20 protein-coding genes are annotated in these 18,174 nt (G+C 46.8%); 4 read left to right on the top strand and 16 right to left on the bottom strand.

The features are described 5' to 3' along the window. Nucleotides 1–42: 42 nt before the first annotated feature. The 5 genes from B9D94_RS12980 to B9D94_RS12960 all read right to left on the bottom strand — a co-directional run bounded on the left by B9D94_RS12980 (nucleotide 43) and on the right by B9D94_RS12960 (nucleotide 4,635). Nucleotides 43–549: a DoxX family protein gene (locus B9D94_RS12980; protein WP_148247200.1), complete on the bottom strand. Its 507-nt coding sequence runs from the start codon at nucleotides 547–549 to the stop codon at nucleotides 43–45. Between the two features lie 277 nt (nucleotides 550–826). Further along, a complete protein-coding gene (locus tag B9D94_RS12975) occupies nucleotides 827–1,963 on the bottom strand; it encodes an epoxide hydrolase family protein (protein WP_148247199.1) in 1,137 nt (378 codons plus the stop codon). Nucleotides 1,964–2,002: 39 nt separating this feature from the next. Further along, nucleotides 2,003–2,674, bottom strand: coding sequence for a DNA-3-methyladenine glycosylase family protein (locus tag B9D94_RS12970; RefSeq protein WP_148247198.1), 672 nt, complete (start codon nucleotides 2,672–2,674; stop codon nucleotides 2,003–2,005). A gap of 58 nt (nucleotides 2,675–2,732) precedes the next feature. Further along, entirely contained in the window at nucleotides 2,733–3,098 is a 366-nt protein-coding gene (locus B9D94_RS12965; protein WP_148247197.1) for a hypothetical protein, read from the bottom strand. Nucleotides 3,099–3,270: 172 nt separating this feature from the next. Next, nucleotides 3,271–4,635: an aminotransferase-like domain-containing protein gene (locus B9D94_RS12960; RefSeq protein ID WP_148247196.1), complete on the bottom strand. Its 1,365-nt coding sequence runs from the start codon at nucleotides 4,633–4,635 to the stop codon at nucleotides 3,271–3,273. Nucleotides 4,636–4,817: 182 nt separating this feature from the next. Here B9D94_RS12960 and blaOXA point away from each other — a divergent pair, with 182 nt between their 5' ends. Beyond that, nucleotides 4,818–5,627 carry a class D beta-lactamase gene (gene blaOXA, locus B9D94_RS12955; RefSeq protein ID WP_006210401.1) on the top strand — a complete coding sequence of 270 codons (810 nt, stop codon included), beginning with the start codon at nucleotides 4,818–4,820 and terminating at the stop codon, nucleotides 5,625–5,627. Nucleotides 5,628–5,784: 157 nt separating this feature from the next. Here blaOXA and B9D94_RS12950 read toward each other — a convergent pair whose 3' ends face one another. The 3 genes from B9D94_RS12950 to B9D94_RS12940 all read right to left on the bottom strand — a co-directional run bounded on the left by B9D94_RS12950 (nucleotide 5,785) and on the right by B9D94_RS12940 (nucleotide 7,933). Continuing rightward, nucleotides 5,785–6,672 (bottom strand): class I SAM-dependent methyltransferase, encoded by an 888-nt coding sequence (locus B9D94_RS12950; protein ID WP_148247195.1) that lies wholly within the window; start codon nucleotides 6,670–6,672, stop codon nucleotides 5,785–5,787. A gap of 97 nt (nucleotides 6,673–6,769) precedes the next feature. After that, the gene (locus B9D94_RS12945) at nucleotides 6,770–7,255 is read right to left on the bottom strand and encodes an RrF2 family transcriptional regulator (RefSeq protein WP_006210403.1); all 486 of its coding nucleotides are present in this window, start codon (nucleotides 7,253–7,255) and stop codon (nucleotides 6,770–6,772) included. Between the two features lie 180 nt (nucleotides 7,256–7,435). Beyond that, complete coding sequence (locus B9D94_RS12940) at nucleotides 7,436–7,933, bottom strand: DinB family protein (protein WP_036637698.1); 498 nt, start codon at nucleotides 7,931–7,933, stop codon at nucleotides 7,436–7,438. Between the two features lie 213 nt (nucleotides 7,934–8,146). On the opposite strand from B9D94_RS12940, the gene B9D94_RS12935 reads away from it, so the two are divergent. Then, on the top strand, nucleotides 8,147–8,578 hold the full coding sequence (locus B9D94_RS12935) for a DUF4395 domain-containing protein (protein ID WP_006210405.1): 432 nt from the start codon (nucleotides 8,147–8,149) through the stop codon (nucleotides 8,576–8,578). Nucleotides 8,579–8,676: 98 nt separating this feature from the next. On the opposite strand, the gene B9D94_RS12930 is transcribed toward B9D94_RS12935, so the two are convergent. From B9D94_RS12930 to B9D94_RS12910, 5 genes are all read right to left on the bottom strand, one after another. Next, entirely contained in the window at nucleotides 8,677–9,471 is a 795-nt protein-coding gene (locus tag B9D94_RS12930; protein ID WP_148247194.1) for an SDR family NAD(P)-dependent oxidoreductase, read from the bottom strand. Between the two features lie 96 nt (nucleotides 9,472–9,567). Further along, nucleotides 9,568–10,602: a helix-turn-helix transcriptional regulator gene (locus B9D94_RS12925; RefSeq protein ID WP_253806150.1), complete on the bottom strand. Its 1,035-nt coding sequence runs from the start codon at nucleotides 10,600–10,602 to the stop codon at nucleotides 9,568–9,570. Nucleotides 10,603–10,795: 193 nt separating this feature from the next. Then, the gene (locus B9D94_RS12920; protein ID WP_006210407.1) at nucleotides 10,796–11,581 is read right to left on the bottom strand and encodes an ABC transporter permease subunit; all 786 of its coding nucleotides are present in this window, start codon (nucleotides 11,579–11,581) and stop codon (nucleotides 10,796–10,798) included. Continuing rightward, nucleotides 11,574–12,476 (bottom strand): ABC transporter ATP-binding protein, encoded by a 903-nt coding sequence (locus B9D94_RS12915; RefSeq protein WP_148247192.1) that lies wholly within the window; start codon nucleotides 12,474–12,476, stop codon nucleotides 11,574–11,576. Before B9D94_RS12915 ends, B9D94_RS12920 begins: the two co-directional genes overlap by 8 nt. Nucleotides 12,477–12,480: 4 nt before the next feature. Beyond that, nucleotides 12,481–13,407 carry an ABC transporter ATP-binding protein gene (locus B9D94_RS12910; RefSeq protein ID WP_063480684.1) on the bottom strand — a complete coding sequence of 309 codons (927 nt, stop codon included), beginning with the start codon at nucleotides 13,405–13,407 and terminating at the stop codon, nucleotides 12,481–12,483. 562 nt (nucleotides 13,408–13,969) lie between these two features. Here B9D94_RS12910 and B9D94_RS12905 point away from each other — a divergent pair. Together B9D94_RS12905 and B9D94_RS12900 are read left to right on the top strand one after the other, a co-directional pair. Further along, nucleotides 13,970–14,614 (top strand): TetR/AcrR family transcriptional regulator, encoded by a 645-nt coding sequence (locus B9D94_RS12905; RefSeq protein ID WP_006210413.1) that lies wholly within the window; start codon nucleotides 13,970–13,972, stop codon nucleotides 14,612–14,614. 12 nt (nucleotides 14,615–14,626) lie between these two features. After that, nucleotides 14,627–15,817, top strand: a complete 1,191-nt coding sequence (locus B9D94_RS12900) for a YhgE/Pip domain-containing protein (RefSeq protein ID WP_148247191.1) — start codon at nucleotides 14,627–14,629, stop codon at nucleotides 15,815–15,817. A 354-nt stretch (nucleotides 15,818–16,171) separates the two neighbouring features. Here the strand turns inward: B9D94_RS12900 and B9D94_RS12895 are convergent, their stop codons facing one another. The 3 genes from B9D94_RS12895 to B9D94_RS12885 all read right to left on the bottom strand — a co-directional run bounded on the left by B9D94_RS12895 (nucleotide 16,172) and on the right by B9D94_RS12885 (nucleotide 18,173). Then, complete coding sequence (locus B9D94_RS12895) at nucleotides 16,172–16,480, bottom strand: hypothetical protein (protein ID WP_148247190.1); 309 nt, start codon at nucleotides 16,478–16,480, stop codon at nucleotides 16,172–16,174. A gap of 96 nt (nucleotides 16,481–16,576) precedes the next feature. Then, complete coding sequence (locus B9D94_RS12890) at nucleotides 16,577–17,455, bottom strand: intracellular short-chain-length polyhydroxyalkanoate depolymerase (RefSeq protein ID WP_148247189.1); 879 nt, start codon at nucleotides 17,453–17,455, stop codon at nucleotides 16,577–16,579. A gap of 19 nt (nucleotides 17,456–17,474) precedes the next feature. Continuing rightward, the gene (locus B9D94_RS12885; protein ID WP_148247188.1) at nucleotides 17,475–18,173 is read right to left on the bottom strand and encodes an ABC transporter permease; all 699 of its coding nucleotides are present in this window, start codon (nucleotides 18,171–18,173) and stop codon (nucleotides 17,475–17,477) included. Between the last annotated feature and the right edge of the window lies 1 nt (nucleotide 18,174).

Raw genomic sequence — 18,174 nt, 5'->3', positions numbered from 1 at the left:
TGATATTACGGGTCTGTTGACCCAATACGGGAATGGTAGAACTCAGTTGTGAACGGACTTTGGAGTGTTGTTGGTTTCATTGAGGCTTCGCCGCCGTACTGATCGTTGGCGGGAATAGTAGAGCATGATAGTAATGCTCGCGGACAGGAAGACGATTTGCATCAGAGTGCGTGGAAATATTGCATCTTCCGGTTTGGGCGCGAGGCCTGAGAGGGCGTAGTGAATATTTGCAGGGAACATGATAAGCAGCAGAAGCGAGAGTCCCCCAGCGGCCCAGGGTACAGTCGGCAGCCATAGAACACCTATAGCTCCTGCCCACTCCAGCAATCCGGTAAGTGTCACGATAAACCCGGGATTGGGCAGAAAAGGCGGCACCATGCTGATGAGCTCTTCCCGCATCCATACGAAATGAACCGTGCCTGTTAACATAAACATGGCTGCGACTCCGCCCCGAAGCGCAACTGGCCAAGGACGCAGTCGCTTCACCCCCGCAGCACCCGCCACAAGAATGACCATGGTGACACCAATAAGAACGATTAGTGGTTCCATATGGTTTAGTAAACCTCCTCCATTAGGAATCATCCGAAGAATGACAGCCTCTCAACAATCTAATTTATGAATTCATTATAAATACCGACCATCGGTTTGTAAATAGTGAAAATAAAGTCGCTCATTCTGTTCTGCCACTTCTTAAGGGAATATGTAACATTATCCTAATGAAGGCTTTTTCCCAACTGATGTACTTAGCTCTTCATAATTCAAATTTATGGAATCTATAAAAGGGAAAAGCCCCCAAAGGGGCTTTCGCTGTCTAATATATCCGTACTTACATCGAAGTCAATCTCTGTACAAAATCGCGGAAATCCTTGACCCAGACTTCCGGAGCCTCCCAGGCTGTATAATGACCGCCCTTTTCTAAATCTGAAAAATGAATAAGGTTTGTTTTCCGTGCCGCCCATTCCTTCGGAAGAGGAGCATCCCATGGACAGTGTGCCACACCTGCTGGAACTTCACTTTTCCCGTATGATTCTTTAGAATGTGCTGCCTGCGATTCTGCATAATAAATGCGCATGGAAGAGCCAATCGTCTCGGTTACCCAATAGATCATAATATTAGTTAGGAGCTCGTCACGGCTAAACCGTTCTTCAATCTCCTCCCCCGTCGAGGACATCGTAATACTGCCCATAATCCATGCCGCCAAACCAACGGGCGAGTCATTAAACCCATAGGACAAACTTTGTGGTTTCGTGGATTGGATCATATTGAATGCGCCTTCCTTCATCCACCATCCCTGAATAAAAGCCGCAAATTCCTGTTCCGGAGGAGTCAGACTCGCAAAATCCGTGTTGTGGTCGGGATAACCGACATCCGTCAAGTGCATACCTAGAAGAGCCTCTGGGTGACGATTGGCTAAAGACAAACTCACAATTGAGCCCATATCGCCGCCCGCAGAGATAAACTGGGTATATCCGAGTTTAGCAGTCATTAAGGTGGCGAACAGATCTGCGATTTGATCAAAGGGCAGAGAATTCCGCTCGGAAAATCCCGTACCTGGAATCGAAGGAACAACGACGTGAAAATTTTCTTTTAACACTGGAATCACTTTATGGTATCGGTAAAATGAATCCGGCCAACCATGTATCAGCAGGATGGGAATTGAATCCGGATTTGAGCTTGGCTCATGAATAAAGTGCAGTTTCGTGCCCTCGATTTCGGTTGTAAAATGGTTATATGCATTCAGTTCCTCTTCATTCTTTCTCCAATCGTATTGATATTGCCAATACTCTACAAAGTCTTTCAAATAATCAAGATTACTCCCCATCCTCCAGCCCGCATTCTCTGCTTGATCGGGCCATCTCGTCTTAGCCAATCGGTTCTGCAAGTCATCCAAGATGTCCTGAGAAACATGGATTTGAAAGGGTTGTATCTCGGAATTGAAGTTATCGCCAAATGAACTGTTCAACAATAAAACCTCCATCACTTTTTAATAGTCGGTGTCTGGTCATGGAGTATTTTTAAATTGCGTTATAAACGGCCCGGATTGCACTAAGCCAGCGTTAATAGCTTCCCACAGATATAAGGATGCAATCGTAGAATAAGGCTTCCACTCTGCTTGTTTCCGGTGCAATGGAGAGCGGCCTTCGCTTGCTTCAGCTGCATACAACCATTCCGAAGCACGTTTAAGGCCATGATCGCCGAAAGATAGGACATCTTGTCTTCCCAAGTGAAAAATGAGGAACATCTCCGCGGTCCACCGACCGATTCCCTTCACCAGGGTCAACTGACGAACGACCTCATCATCATCCAGATCGGCTAACGATGGAAAATGAAGCGCTCCCAACTTCGTTTGTTCCGCAGCGTTTCGAATATAGCCTAGCTTATTCCACGATAATCCCGCTGAGCGCAAGCTCTCTTCTGCTGCAGCTAGGATAGCGTCAGCTGTAATTGTGCCGCAAACTTGTTCTACTCTGAGAAAGATGGTTCTGGCAGCTTTAATCGAAAGCTGTTGACCAATCAACGTTCTCGTTATGTAGGTGAAGCCATCCGGCTCATAGGGGACCTGGATGTGACCGATCCGTTGGACCAACTCTCCGAGCAGAGGGTCAGCCATGCACAATTGCCGCACATGAGGATGGTCTGGATGGACATCGAAGAGATATTGCAATTCAATCATCCTTTCTTACTGCTCCCCGGCAACATCTGGAGGAGCCGCGAATCTCTTGGAGAAGATTCTACATAGCCCTTAGTAACAATATGAGCAGAGACACACACACAAGCACGAGAATGAATAACGTCACCCATTTAACATGCTGTTTTCGGTAAAGGGCAAGGATGGCCTCAACCAACGTAACTGCGGTCAAGCTCCATAGTACGGCCTCGGTAATCGGAAACAGAAGAACGAACCATAGAAGCGAAGCAGCAGCAGCCTGGATAACCACACTTCCAATCAACAGCCCCCATAAAGGGAGCACCTTCGCTTTGGTTGGTTTACGGGTCCAGTAAGCCCACACCAGATAACCTCCAATCAGTGCATAAACACCCCACCGCTCGAACCATAAAAAACCTACTGGCGACACCTCGCTTTCCTTGTCCAACAATATAATGACATCACAACGCCTGTTGTATTGTAGAGTATACTTCTATTGCCATGCCGCAGAAACGTTTGTTTTCCGACTCTGTACCCGTACAGATGATGTCCGGATGGCCAAGCAGTATTCCGAGATCTCTGTCCTGAATCCACAACAATGACGATCCAGCTTACCCGCCCTGTTAAATAAATTTAACTTGAGGCGTTGTGTTGATGAGCTCTTTCATCACGCGAGCTATGGTTTGTACACCCGACTCGATATACGCCTCCTCCACCTGCGATACACTCAAGCGAATGACCGAATCTTGTACAAAATCGGACAAATACATTTTTCGGGCGTCATCTACATGTACGTTTTCCTGCTTCAAATGCTCGATGAACGTCTTGGCTTTTAACGGATTCGGCAATCGAATCGTCGAATAGAATCCCGAAAGCGAACCCGAATAGGCGGCGCTTGGCGGCAGCAGTTCCTGATAGGCTTTTTGCAGTAAAGCTGCTTTTCTGGTGTAGATCGATCTCATGCGCTGAATATGAGCCTTGAACATGCCGCTCTTCAAATAGATTTCCAGTGCACCTTGCGTCAGAACCGGTGTATGCAAATCCGAAGCGAACTTCGCGCTTAAGAATGAATCTCGTATGAATTCCGGAATTACCGCAAGCCCCAATCTTAAACCGGGCAGCATCACTTTGGAGAAACTCTTGATATAGATGACCCTTCCTGACGGATCGTAAGCGAACATTGGGTCCTGCTGCATGTCGGGGTCCAGGTCGCCCAGGTAATCGTCTTCGATGATATAAACGTCGTATATTTGTGCCAGCTCCACGATTTTCCGTCGCTCCTTGTTCGAGTAGCTGTAGCCGGTCGGATTATGATATCGGGTCACGGTGTAGAAAAATTTAATGTCATTCCATTTGAACAGATGCTCCAGCCGGTCCATGTCGAGTCCATTCGCCGTAATCTCAATTCCGTATGCCGTGGCCTGCTGATATTTAATCGATTCGATCATACTCAGATGCGTAGGCTGTTCGACGCAGATGTTCTTTTTGTTATTGGGGAACGGGAGTGAAATCAATAGATGAATAGCTTGCTGGGATCCGGATACAACGCAGACTCGTTCGGGTACGGTAAACACCTGCAGTTCCCGCAGATGACGTGCCAGTTCCACTCGCAGTGAAGGCAGCCCCTGGATCTCGGAGTAGGTGAACATCTCCTCTTTATACACTTCGATGGCTTGATTGATGCAGTGCTGGTAATCCCGGTAAGGCATGGCTTTCTTGTCTGGACCAGCCGAGAGAAAATCAATGACTCCTGTGTTAGCCGCACCTGAATGGCGGGAGGGAACCTGCTCCACGACATAATAACCGCTCTTCGAGACGGAATAGATTTTATGTTTCTTCTCTAATTCGGAATACGCTTTGATGATGGTATTGACACTGCAATCGAGCCGCTTGGCCAGCGACCGAATGGAGGGCAGCTTCTTGCCCGGTTTTAACTCTCCGGTGTCCATTAGCATTTCAATATGCAACATGACCTCTGCATAGATCATAAGTGTCCCCCTCTTCTCTTCTTCAATCTGTACAGGCACAAACCGTAGATAACAAGATTTACTTGCCGTACCTGTATCCATAGACTAATAGTATCAAAATGCATTTGATGCTGGGAAATGATTCTGTTCGATGGCCATTGAAACCCTTCCCGAAAAAATGGATGTGCAGGAGTGATGCAGACGTGTTACAGATGAAAAAGTTACGCCGTTTATCCCATTTGATGGTTGTACTCGTTACGCTTGTTGGTTTGTTTGCCTATTCGCCGAGTGCTGATGCCAAGCCTGGCGTCCGCCCGCTTGAATTGCAGCACATATTTCACGACACTCAAGGAACACTTGTCCTCAAGAACTTGAAGACCGATCAAGTCTATCAATTCAATCCCGGGAGAAGCCAACAGCGGTTTACGCCGGAATCAAGCTTCAAAGTGGCAAATGCCCTCATTGGACTGGAAGTAAAGGCGGTTGCCGACGAATATGATGTGAAGAGATGGGACGGTATCGTAAGAGATTTTCCGGTCTGGAACCGGGATCATTCGCTCGCTTCGGCTATGAGGGATTCAGCCATTTGGTATTATCAAGCCATGGCTCGCGATGTCGGCCAAGTTCCGATGCAGCACTACCTGAATCGAATCAACTATGGAAACCGTGACATCTCGGGAGGAATCGATACATTCTGGCTGGACAGCAGCTTGAAGATTTCGGCCATAGAACAGGCGGATTTTATCGAGCGGCTGGTTGAGGAGGATCTGCCTTTTCAGAAGAAAACGATGAAGACCGTCAAACGGATCATGATTGATGACGAACAAGACGAGTATACGATTCATGGAAAAACAGGCTCAAGGCTCTCCGATATGGGGCTTGGCTGGTATGTGGGTTATGTCGAGACGGATAGGAACACGTGGGTTTTCGCTACCAATGTGGCCGAGAGCGGTGCAACCGCCAAACAATTGACGCTAGAGACGCTGAAAACAATGAAGATTCTGAAGGATTAAGGGAAAAAGCAAACGTTTTTTGAGCGCAACGGCAAATGCTTTGGCAGGACTGTATATGGAGGGGGCGACACGCCCCTTCCGTGCTCACCTATGTGCAATATTAATATAAAACGCCTACCCTCGGGTAGGCGTCACTTGACTTTTCACACTTGTGTGATCAATCTCTTGTGTACATGTTCTGATCCTGCAATCGAATCAGCACCTTGCCATAACGGCCGCTCTGCTGGACAGTCACTTTACCGGATGGATACGCCTGATCCAAATAGTCTGCTACGATTTTCCGATTCCGATCATCTGCAGGCAGATCGTGTCTGCGCAGCCATACCATCATTTCCTGTAACGCCTCATCCCTGGAGTATTCCATCGTTTTTGTTTCCCGGGTAATAAGGGATTCGTAGGCGTAACCTTTGAGATAGAGCAGATGAAGCAAATACCCCATTTCCGTATGTTTTGTTCTGAAGGACTGCCCGGTGACAAGTGGCCAAATTTCGTGAATCAAACTGAGCTCCGTGGAACCAACCGGCATGCTGATGTAACAATACTGACTGGCACAATCGAGTATCTTCTCCACGCTCCCCCAATCCAGAATGACAGGACACATGGAGACAAATACGAGATCGAAGGCTTGGCTCCAGCCTCTCTCCTGCACGTCAATATCTTCAAACCGTTCGGGAATGATCTTCACTTTGTCATCGGGGAACTTGGCGAAATTTTCTGTCAGCAGTTCCACCAAGGGAATGGAGGACTCTACCGCGGTTACATGAGCACCCCGCTCCGCAAACGGCACCGAGAACACTCCCGAGGCAGCTCCAATATCCAGCACAGAAGCGTTCTCGAATTGGACGCCTTGCCCCTCAAGCCAGTTCATGATTCGCTTGGTTCTCTTCCTTCCCTCTTCATTAAACGACTGCTCGTTGAACGTCCTGGCCTTATGATCAAAGTCTCTGGATGGCTCGATTCCGGCCCTTTTCATTTTTTCCAAGATGGCAGCTCCACGGTCTTTCCATTCTTTTTCCCAAGTGGCTTCGTTAAAAAAATGATTCATGTTTGTTCCTCATTTCGATAGATTTATTTTGCTACGAAGACTGACAAATATTTTATTGTGGATCTATATTATCCATAATAAAAGCACAAGAAGTGTATTACTTCTTGTTTTGAGCATGGTTACAATGCTTGGACGCCTCATCAAGTACATACTGTATCGTATACTCCCGCAAATATTGGTGCATATGCTGTTCGGCGCCAAGCATCACTTTTTCAACCAAGCATCCGTTCTTTCTTGGACGTATCGAATCCCCTTGATCATCCTCGACTTCTGCTAACACCTCATGCTGCCGCGAACTGGTATTCGAGCATTCGAACAAATGCTGTCTTCCTTCAATCACTTGAATAACATCCAGAAAAGTAATCTGTTCAGGCGACTTTGCAAGTTCATAACCGCCATTTACCCCTGGCACAGCGCGTACAATTCCATCCTGCCTCAGCTTGGACATGATCTTGGATAAGTAGGTTTCCGAAACGCCAAGCGTCGCAGATAATTCCTTGATTCCGATATTGTTATTGCGCTCCGAGAGCCCCAAATGAATTAAGGCGTGGAGTGCATAATCTGTGCTTTTGGAAAACTGCATGTTTCACTACTCCCTTCATCGGATCTTCATTACAGACCCGCAATGTCCATAATATATGATTGGGCTCCGATTTGCAAATATATTTGTTCTCCTCTCCCCGATTGCATGCTAATTTTTATCTTTGAGACAAGATTGCCTTATGTCATGCCGGTACCGTGCGACAGTACGGTGCGGTTTGGGTCATATGCCTTCCTCGTCGGCCGATGGGCCGTAAAGTCCCGGTACCGGAATATCTAGTAACCGATAATAAACGCCGAGCTGCGCCCGGTGATGGACCATGTGGCTTAATCCGAAGGTGCGAAGCGCGATTGCCCGCGGTTGACGCAGGATGATATGGTCACCATTGCGCAAGATCCATTCCTCGCCAAGGGATTTCTCGTCGCATTCGGCTAACAGCTGCTCAAGCTTGATGACGTTTGCGTCGAATTGCTCCAGCACGTCTTTGCGGCTCTCCAGAGGCTTCAGCCGAAGCGGTGTGGTCGAAAGATCGAATTCCAGATAAAGAAAAATCGTGATTTGCCAGTTCAGCAGATTGATCAGGTGCGTGGCAAGCCCGCCAAGCGTCATCGACTTCGCGTGAGGCCTCCAACGCATATGCTCCTCGGGTAACCGATCAAGGATGCGCCGCGTAGCAGCCAGCTCATTAATGGCGTCTCCGACTATCAGTTCTTTTACCATATACTACCTCTCCTCCTTTATATGGATAGCATACTATAATAATCCTATTGAAGTAAAAAGCTTGTCTTACGCCGTTGTAGCAATTTTCTTTCTATGGGGAAACATGTCCAATATGCGATGCATTGACAACCGATAAAGCCCATGCTACATTCTAATCATAGTAAACTAGTCTGATTAATAAGATTAACATTTACGGAAAATGAGGTGTTCCTGATGAAAGAAATTCCGCTTCCGCTTGTAAAAGCGAACCAAATCGGAATCGTGCTGTTCGTTCTTTTATCATTCGTGTTTCAACAACCCTGGTTTATTTACATTCTATTCCTGATACAGGTAATTCCTTTACTGGCAGGTGCCAAGGGCAATCTGTTCATTCAGCTGGCCAAGGCTGTTATTGGCAGAGAAAGGCTGAAGAAATCGGAAGGGCAGGCCGAGGAACTGGCTCGATTCAATCAATCCATCGCGGTCATTTTGCTTGGCATCTCAGCCGCAGCTTATTTGTTGGGATGGCAAGTGGCTGCGTATGCTGCATCCGCTATGGTAGCTGTAGCGGCCATTGTAGCCGTCATGGGTTATTGCGTTGGCTGCACGATCTATTATCAATACAAGCGCTGGAAGCTGCTGCGCTCGCGCAGTCATCCGTCATGAATAAAGTGATGCAGCCAGCCGCTCTCTAACATGCAAAGGGTGACTTCCACTAGGAAGTCACCCTTTTTTTTCAATTACCATGAACCCGCCAGCTGTTGTTAAAAAATAGTCGGTATCATTCCCCCATCCATGCGAATTGGAGATCCTTTAAATGCGGATGCATAAGGACTACATATAAATGCGGCCAGCCTGCCTATTTCAGAAGGCTTGATAAATCGCTGGATTTCAGATTGAGGCAGGTTTGTTTTCATAAATCTTTTCTCTTTTTCCGAGAAAGTCAAATCTTCATTCGGATATATTCCCTCAATAATCTGCTGTACATTTTCAGAGAGTGTCGGTCCCGGTAAGATCGTATTGACTGTAACTTCCGAACCGATCGTTAATTTGGACAAGCTTTTCGATAAGGACAGGAGCATGGACTTGGTCATTGCATATTGCGGCATTTGTCCTGAAGGCATCAAGGCTTCTTCGCTTGCAATAAAGATCACGCGGCCATCGTTATTTTTCAGCATTTGAGGCAAATAAAATTTAGATAATGCGTTGGCGGCAAGAACGTTCGTACGAAAGTATTTCTCCCACACCTCATCGACCACGTCCTCATACTGCATAATTTCATACATTCCCATATTGTTGACCAGCAAATCTACATGAGGGTATTTCAGGAATAAAGCCTCTCTTTGCTCTATGTCCACCATATCGGCAGCAGCGGGTTGGGGAGAGGTCGCCGGATAATTAGACTTTATTTCATGTACCGTTCGTTCCACCTCATCCTCATTTCGCCCATTGATTAGTACATGCACGCCTTCTTTTGCAAGCTCCATGGCAATGGCTTTTCCGATGCCTTTTGTCGATCCCGTAACTAATGCTGTTTTATGATTTAATCCCATTTCCATTGCTTCAAATCTCCTTCAATTTATCATTCACGGCAAGCTGCTTCATAGTCATAATGGAAACAGTCTTGTGCTCCGGGTATTGATAATATTATCTTGTCAGGATGATTCGGTAACTAGCGCATGACGCCAATCTTCTTGCTTCACACGCCAACTTGAGGGAGTCTCCCCTTCCCAGTTTCGAAAGGCGCGATAGAATGAGTTCTGGTCTTCATATCCAATCAGGAATGCTACTTCCTTAATATCAAGCGAAGGGTCTCTCAAGTACTCCAAGGCCGACTCATGTCTTGCTTGTACCAACAGGTGCTTAAAATTTGTGTTCGCCTCCATCAGCCTGCGCTGCAAGGTTCGATCACTCACGCCAAGCTCTCTCGCGACGGCTTGAACATCTGCCCGCCCTCCGGTCAGATTGCGTTTCATGATCCATTTGACCCGCTCTGTGATGGAGCAGCTGCGCTGCTGTTCATCAAGCGTTCGGTCCAATACCGGGGTCAAGATCTCTAACAGCTCTTCATTGTATGAAGCAAAAGGGATATCCAAATCCCTTCGATGCAGTGTCAATCGGTTGCATGCTGCACCTGTCCGTATGGGGCAGCCGAAGTACGCTTCAAGGGCTTCTACATCACCCATGTCGTTCGAAAATTCGACCAACTGTGCCGTCAATGGTTGGCCTGTGCCCCTCCGGCCGAGCTCCAGAAGACATGCCAATGTGATTCCCACTAACACGGGGGGACCACTTTGCTCGGTATGCCGCCATTCCAACTCGATTAAGCAATACTCGTCCTCCTCGATGATGCGCAAGCCTTCAGGGGGACACATTTGCTTGTACCGTGACATTCGTTGTAAGGCGTCGCGGAAATCACGTGCGTGATAAGGCGCTAAGACGGTCGGTGGATACTGCGCTGTTTCAAATACGGTGGCAAGCTCGACGATTCCCTTGGCCGTGTCGCCCATGAGATCGGAATACGCATGCCAAATTGCGAAATACTGGGCGCTTGTAACGATAGGGTCAGTTATAACGGTTAACGGCAGCCCTGCTGAGCGAACCACGTCGTGAGAAGTGATCCCCAATTGACGTAATCCTTCCCAAAATCCCGGCGGGATTTTTACACGATCCGAAGTAGTAGACTTCACTCGTATGGGCCTCCTTTCACAAATCGCGTATTTCAAATGATACCATGATATAGAGAGAATCATAACTTAACGATAGGGCAGCATGCCACTCCTTACAGTTATTACCATGTAAAAAAGCTGCTCTCGTGGAATGTTTACACACCCAAAAGCAAAAAAGCCGCATTTGCAGCGGCTGCTAACTCTGTATACGATCTTACAACGGCAAATCCTTTTCCTTGAATACACGCATTCCGAACAGATACAGTGCAATCCCGATAACCGCCAACACAGCGAACGGAACCGCAACATTGCCGCCATCTATAATCGCGGAAGTATCAAATAGCGAATTCATGGATACGTATTTCAGACCCTCCAGGCTGCTATCAACATCTCCCATCAATTTCAGGAGGAAAAAAGCCATCGGGAGGCCGGCCCCCCAAGCCAGTGAGTTCTTGGAGAGATTGAATACGCAGGAGAAAAAGAACGAAATCCCGCTGGTTGCAAACATCAGCAGAAACAAGCCCAGGTTTAGCATGAGATAATTTGTCGTATCTACTTGAATGTCAGCCTGAAATACCGAGATGGAAACCAGACCTGCCAGTGTCACGATGAGAATCATCAGGATCAGGGACAGGATCAGGTAAGCAGCTTGAGTCAAGACAACGGTGCTTCTCTTGGTCGGCGTCGACAGCAAGTATGCCATGGAACCTCGGTCCACCTGCGAAGCGATGAGACTGTTAGCGGTCATAATGATGAACACAATCGGCAGAAGCACCCCTTGTATGCCATAGAAGGTTTTGGACAGCATGCCAAGGAATGTCGCTTCTCCGAGCAGATTTGCAAGCGGAGTATCCTTCACCATGTTCGACATGTCCGATAAGGTGCTTGGATTAAATACGGCAATCAGTACGATATGAAGCGCGGTCATGATGAGTGTGAAGATAAACCATAACTTAAAATTGGCCTTAAGCGTTTGTTTGAAGATCGGTTTGCTAAGCATGGGCGCTTTCCTCCTCATATAAGCCATTAAAATAATCCGCAAGCGTAAACTTCTTCTCGGATATAAATTTCACGGAATAACCTCTCAATGTACGAAATAACATTTGGATGTCACGATCATGGATTTCGATAAGCACTTGATTCTGATTCTCCCGTTTCTCCGTGATCTGAAAGGGCTCTGACAAGAAGCGCTTGTAGTCCTCCTGCTGAAGGAACTCCAATTTATAGACTTTGTTCTCATTGTGCTTGACCTCGACCGTCGGCTTGACGGCAATCAGCTTTCCCTCCTTGATTAAGGCGACTTTGTCACACGTATGCTCTACTTCCTCGAACATGTGACTCGACATGAATATGGTTTTGCCCCTCTTCTTCTCTTCCTGCAAAATATCTACGAATTCCGCTCGCATGAGCGGATCCAAGCCCGTTGTCGGCTCATCCAAAATCAATATTTCCGGGTCGGCCATGAATGCGGCGACAATCGCCGTCTTCTGTTTCATCCCCTTGGACATTCTTTTCAAATGGGCTGACGGATCAAGCTGCAGCTTTTGGATCATACGCTCTGCGTACGACATATCTTGCAAACCCAACAGCTCTGCTTGCCGCTTCAAAAACTCGCTCCCCGTCGGGGCATCAGGAAACGCAATCTCCCCAGGAATATAACCGATCAGCTTTTTGATCTTGGCGGAATCAGCCCAGCAGTCCAGCCCCTGAACAGTCACGGAACCGCTGTCCGGTTTCAAGAATCCCATGATATGACGGATGGTCGTTGTTTTGCCGGCTCCATTCGTACCGACGAATCCAAACACCTCGCCCTTTTCAATCTTCAGGTTGAGGTTAAACAAGCCTTTCCCATCGCCAAAGTCTTTTGTTAGATCGCTAATTTCGATGCATGGCATACGTTTACTCCCCTTCCTTAAGGCTTGTGTTGCGATCGTAAAACTTCATGAAATAATCCTCCAAAGTGAACTTGATCTCCGAGAAGAACTTCATGTCATAATCAGCAATGAACGAAATAAAGCGATTGATATCCGTATCCCGGATTCGTAATATCGTCTGCCGCTTGGAAGGCGTCAACGAAAGCACTTCAAGTTCGGGCTCAGCCTTAACTTCAAGTTCAAAACGCTGGAATGCAACTTCGGATTTGAACTCGATTTCATAGGTTTTGGATTCTTGATGTCGCAAATCATCCGCCACAAACGAAGAGATTAACCGGCCGTCCTTAATGATGGAAATCTTGTCACAGGTCGCATCAATCTCGGAGAAAATATGGCTCGATATCAATATCGTTTTGCCTTTTGCCTTCTGTTCCTTAATGAACTCGATGAATAAAGCCTGCATCATGGGATCCAATCCGCTTGTAGGCTCGTCAAGCACAAGCACGGCCGGGTCATGCATGAACGCCGTGACAATGGCCAGCTTTCGCTTCATGCCAAGCGACATCCGCTTCAGGCTCCCGGAGGGGTCGAGCGCAAATTTTTTTACCAAAGATTGCGTGTAGGTCATATCGGTAATCCCGCGTAATTCCGCCATCATTTTTATGAACTGTGTCCCGGTGAGCGACTCAGGCAGCGCGATCTCTCCCGGTAAATAACCCAGCTCCTTCTGAATATCTGCTGCATGGTCCCAGCTCCTGCGCCCATTGACTAAGGTGTGTCCCTGCTGCGGACGGGAAAATCCCATGATATGGCGGATGGTTGTGGTTTTGCCAGCTCCATTGGGACCTAGAAATCCGTATACATCCCCTTTCTCAACGTTAAAAGAAACATCGAATATGCCTCGATGATGACCATAATCCTTAGTCAGATGCTCAATTTCGATGACAGGCATGATAAACTCCACCTTTCTGCTCATCACTCAAATAGACAACGTGTTGTTTTTCTATATGAGTTCATTATAATCACTTAAGCAAACTTCAACAATGATCAGAATTATCTGATGTGCTGGATAAACAACACCTTTTCCTTTTATGTACATTATTTCATATAGAAGATCAGAGCTGCTGCGCCATACAATAGGCTTTGTGCATGAACCGCACGATGGCGTTATTCGGGACCCGTTAACAGATCGATGATCAGCACGTTGTTCATTGATTTAAATCATGGATTTTATATGTTAATTAATTGGCGCGTTCTTTCAACCATTTGGCCATGTAGACGCTCTGTCATATTTATCTATCCCTTTCCTTATTCGATGCCAAAACGAGTCTAATCATCATCTGGTTACAGTATACATGATAAGGTGTTCGGCATGATAGATAAAAGTGAGTAAGCACTCACTTTTTTTGTTGACAAATCGACAGCTGCAGTGTTAAAACCATATTAGCATAGTGAGTGATTACTTACTTTTTGCTGAAGTTATCATCGACATACTGAAAGTGGTGAACCGAATTTTGCCCAAGCACAACCTGTTTAACGAAATCCTGTCCATACACTCCACCAAGCGAACGGTGAAGCAGCAACGGATTGTCGAGGCAGCCATTTCATTGTTTGCTGATAAAGGCTATTCCAATACCTCAACGGCTGAAATCGCTAAGGTCGCCGAGGTATCTGAGGCAAGTATCTTTAAGCAATACGGAACAAAGGACCATTTGCTGTTGTCCCTTATCGTCCCGTACATTAGGGAATTTTTTCCTTCCATGGCGAACGAGGCGCTGGATCAGATTATAAGCAATGGGGATTCGACATTCGAAGGATTCTTGCGGACCTTTCTTCATAATCGCATCGAATTCATCCGGGGAAACAAGGAGATCTTTCAGGTACTTATCAAGGAGGTCATATACAAGGAAGAATTGAAGCACGAATTCCTGCCTTACGTATCCGATCTGATTGTACCGCGCTTGACGAAATTGATTGAAGCCTTCCAAGAAAGGGGTGAACTCGCCGACATCCCGGTCGACAAAATATTGAAATTGGTTTTCGGTTTCATTGGCGGATTTATGATTTCGCGTTTTGTATTGTTCAATATGGATTCCATCCCTGACGAGGAAATTGAAGAGGCAATCACTTTCGTCATGGATGGCATTCGACATCGATAGGAGTGAAAGTTGATGAAAGTCTTGAATAACAAACTTGTATGGGTAGCGCCCATCCTGGCATTCGTGGTCATTTTTATTTTCTCGCTTACGTTATTTCCATCTGTTCAAGTCAAGCCCAAAAATCTGCCGGTGGCCATTGTCAACGAGGATCAAGGAGTTGAGCTTCCCAATCAACCGAAGCGAAATATCTGGCAAACGTTCTTGGACACAATCGAGCAGACCGCTTCGTCCGCATCTGGAGAGGAACCGGCTGTCAAGTGGGTCAAAGTCGACGGTATGGAAGAATTACAAGCCGGCTTGGATAACCAGGATTACTACGCTGCGCTGGTCATACCTGCGGATTTCAGTGCGAAGCAAGTTTCCTTAAGCAGTCCGGCGCCGGAATCGCCTGAAGTTGAAATTTTCATCAATCAAGGCATGAACACGGCCGCTTCCACCATGGCAGGACAAATCCTGAACGGCATCGTGGATAACATGAATAACCAAGTCCGCACGCAGATCCTTGAAGGATTCGATGCCCAAGGTGCAACGCTATCCGTGAAGCAGGCTTCCAGCCTGGTAAATCCGATTACCAAGAAGGTAACGAATGTCAATGAAATCGGGACCCACAGCGCCAACGGCAATTCCCCGATTTCTCTCTTCCAGCCGCTTTGGATGGCTAGTATGGCAAGCGCGGCGGTCCTCTTCTTAGCAGTCAGCAAGAGTAAGATTACATCCCGCAAAGATAACTTGACAGCCAAATCCATCCAGATTGCCATGGGAGCCGTTGTATCATTAGTCGTGGGATTTGGCATAACTTGGCTCGCTGACAGCATGATCGGACTGCATATCCCACAGTTTACGGATACAGCACTGTTCTTATCCATTACCTTTTTCAGCTTTTTCCTTATGATTTCCGCCGTGATGTCCCTTGTGGGCATCAAAGGGATTGCCATCTTTGCCTTAATTCTGTTCTTTGGTGCACCGCTGCTTGCTTTAGCTCCGGAGATGATGTCTCCTTTCTACCGGGACTGGGTACACTCATGGCTGCCGATGCGTTTTATGGTGGATGGTCTTCGAGATCTGTTCTTCTTCGGCAACGGGCTGCACTGGAATCATGCCGTATCCACGCTTACCTGGATCGGTCTGGGGAGTGTTATCGTCATCCTGGCTTCCGCATGGAAGCCGCGAGCGGCTGAACAACCCTATAAACTTGAAGGGTAGAACAAAAAAAAGCATGCGAGTTGTCCATGGGACTCGCATGCTTTTGTAAAAGTGAGCCTTCAACCAACTGAATGGTGGTTGAAGGCTTTTTTGCTGCCTTTAGTTCAATTTGGCCGCCTCCAGGAAGCGCTGGAAGCCATAGCTCTAGCTTGCCTCAATGGAGACCGCTTCATAATACCACAGAAGACCACAGACCCTCTTAACGTTCATACAGCTGGCAGGCTGATCCATTGAATGAAATCCGAGAGCCCGGACCAGCCACCGTATATTCGGCTCGAGTAATTTGCTTGTTCGGCTAGAAATTCGATCAGGGACGCCTTGAACAATGAGCCACCGTAGAAATTTTGCAACCCATCAGCCTTCCACAATATCTGCACGCAGATCCGTTGCAATCTCGATCATGACGGGCATGATCTCTTGACGCGTAATGGCTGCATACAAGTCCCCCATATAGTGTCGGAATGGAATATGCGTTCCTTCAAAGTTCCACATGAAGAAATCCCCTTCTACCGACATGGTGCTCTCTGGTCCTTTCACGGTTAACGCTGTCTGATAAGTGAAATCAGCTCTAGATGAAAAATAGAGTTTGCATTCCTCCAGTGAAATCGCTTGAGCTTCACTGTTTTGTTGCATGGATCTGGTTATTCGAAAACGTTGATTCATAAATATCCTCCAAAATAAATGAAACCTGTGTCCTATTCATCACCTTAATCATTTCATTGATCTCTGTCAATGGAGATTGTTGTCCCAGGTTCATTTCTAAGGCAGTGCGATAAACGAATTCACGGAAGCAACCAATCCATATAAATCATCGATGAGTGGAAAGTGACCCGCGTCCAGGGTTATATATTGGACCGACTTGCCATGGCTTGCAAAGTCTTCGAGTATTTCCCCTGTCATCTGCTGCATGGTGATCAAATCCTGAACGCCCCAGATGACGAGTACCGGACATTGAATTCGGTTTAGATCTCCTGTTCCATTGGTAAGACCGTTCGATGAGGAGCTGATATTGAATCGATTGGCGGCATCGGCAACATCGATCATATTTTGTTGCTTCATGCAGGCTTTGATGTAATTCGTACGGATTGCGGCATCCGGCTGATGATTATTGAACAATAAGTAATTCAGCGCCTGTTCAAAATAGTCCTGATTTTGCTCCTGATTAGCCTGAAAGGTCATCGCAAGTCCAGGGTCTTTAGCAATTTGTTCCTTGGTCTGTAGGCGATCGCCATCTGCACTTACAGCTGCATAACCTCTTGTCGATATGGAGGCTAACAGAATCAATTTCCGCACACGATCCGGATAATCGGCCGCAAACTGCATAGCGATTCCTCCCCCATTTGACCAACCCATAATCATGACATCATTCAGACCGAGTTGTTCTGTGAAATCATATAGGTCTGCAGAAAAATCCTTCATATCACCTACGGGATGATAATAGCTGGACTCGCCATAACCGCGCATATCAGCTGCAATTATACGCTGGGTGATGCCTTCATGCTCTAATAGGGGTTCCCACAACTCCGAAGAAGCCATATTCCCGTGTATCAATAACAGAGGAGGTTCAGTTCCGGCTCTTTCTCTGTAGGTCAGCTTTTCTCCGTTATGAAGCAATACTGTTTTGACGTCAATCGTCATAATCGCCACATCCTCTCATTTATATATCCCCTAGTATATTCACGAATTTAACAGACAACAAAACGCTTACTACACCTAATACGCTGAGGACCGCATAGAGAAAGTCCAGGTTCAATGTAATCCCCATCATTCCGAGGAAATTAGGAAACTGCGCCAGGAAAATAGCGCAAATGACTGTAGGGATGACCGCCCTCTTCCATATCCCAAAGCAAAATAACGGAGTCAACGAGGCAAGCGCAACGACAATGGAGTGAATGACCATCCGGACCGCATAGTTCATCAGTTCAGCCACGGTTGGTGTTCCGGGAATGACATTCATGATCTGATTAAGCGCATAGGTCGCTATGCCGCTAAGCACAAAGGATACCAGCGTGCCGAAGAAAACCCCCAATACGATAAATAGAACTTTAGCTACCACGAGTCTTTTTCGACTGAGCGGATATCCGAATGATAGGGCTATCGTCTTGTTCTTATATTCTTCTATGAATACATGATTGATCAGCGACGCTCCGAACAAGAGGAGTCCCATCTGCATCGGCAGCATCAGATCCATCGCGGCTGTATAACTCTCGCCAAAACGAACCATCGGCATATCGGCAAAGACCACTTTGAGAAAAAAGATCGGCAGAAACATGAGAATGACCCAGTACGTAATGGCTTCGCCTATCACTTTCTTACGCTCCAGCTTCTTCCATTCCAGCTCAATTAACTTCATCATA

Source organism: Paenibacillus sp. Cedars, assembly GCF_003184205.1.
Taxonomy (GTDB): domain Bacteria; phylum Bacillota; class Bacilli; order Paenibacillales; family Paenibacillaceae; genus Paenibacillus_AQ; species Paenibacillus_AQ glucanolyticus.
This window is presented reverse-complemented; position numbering and strand designations above follow the sequence as displayed.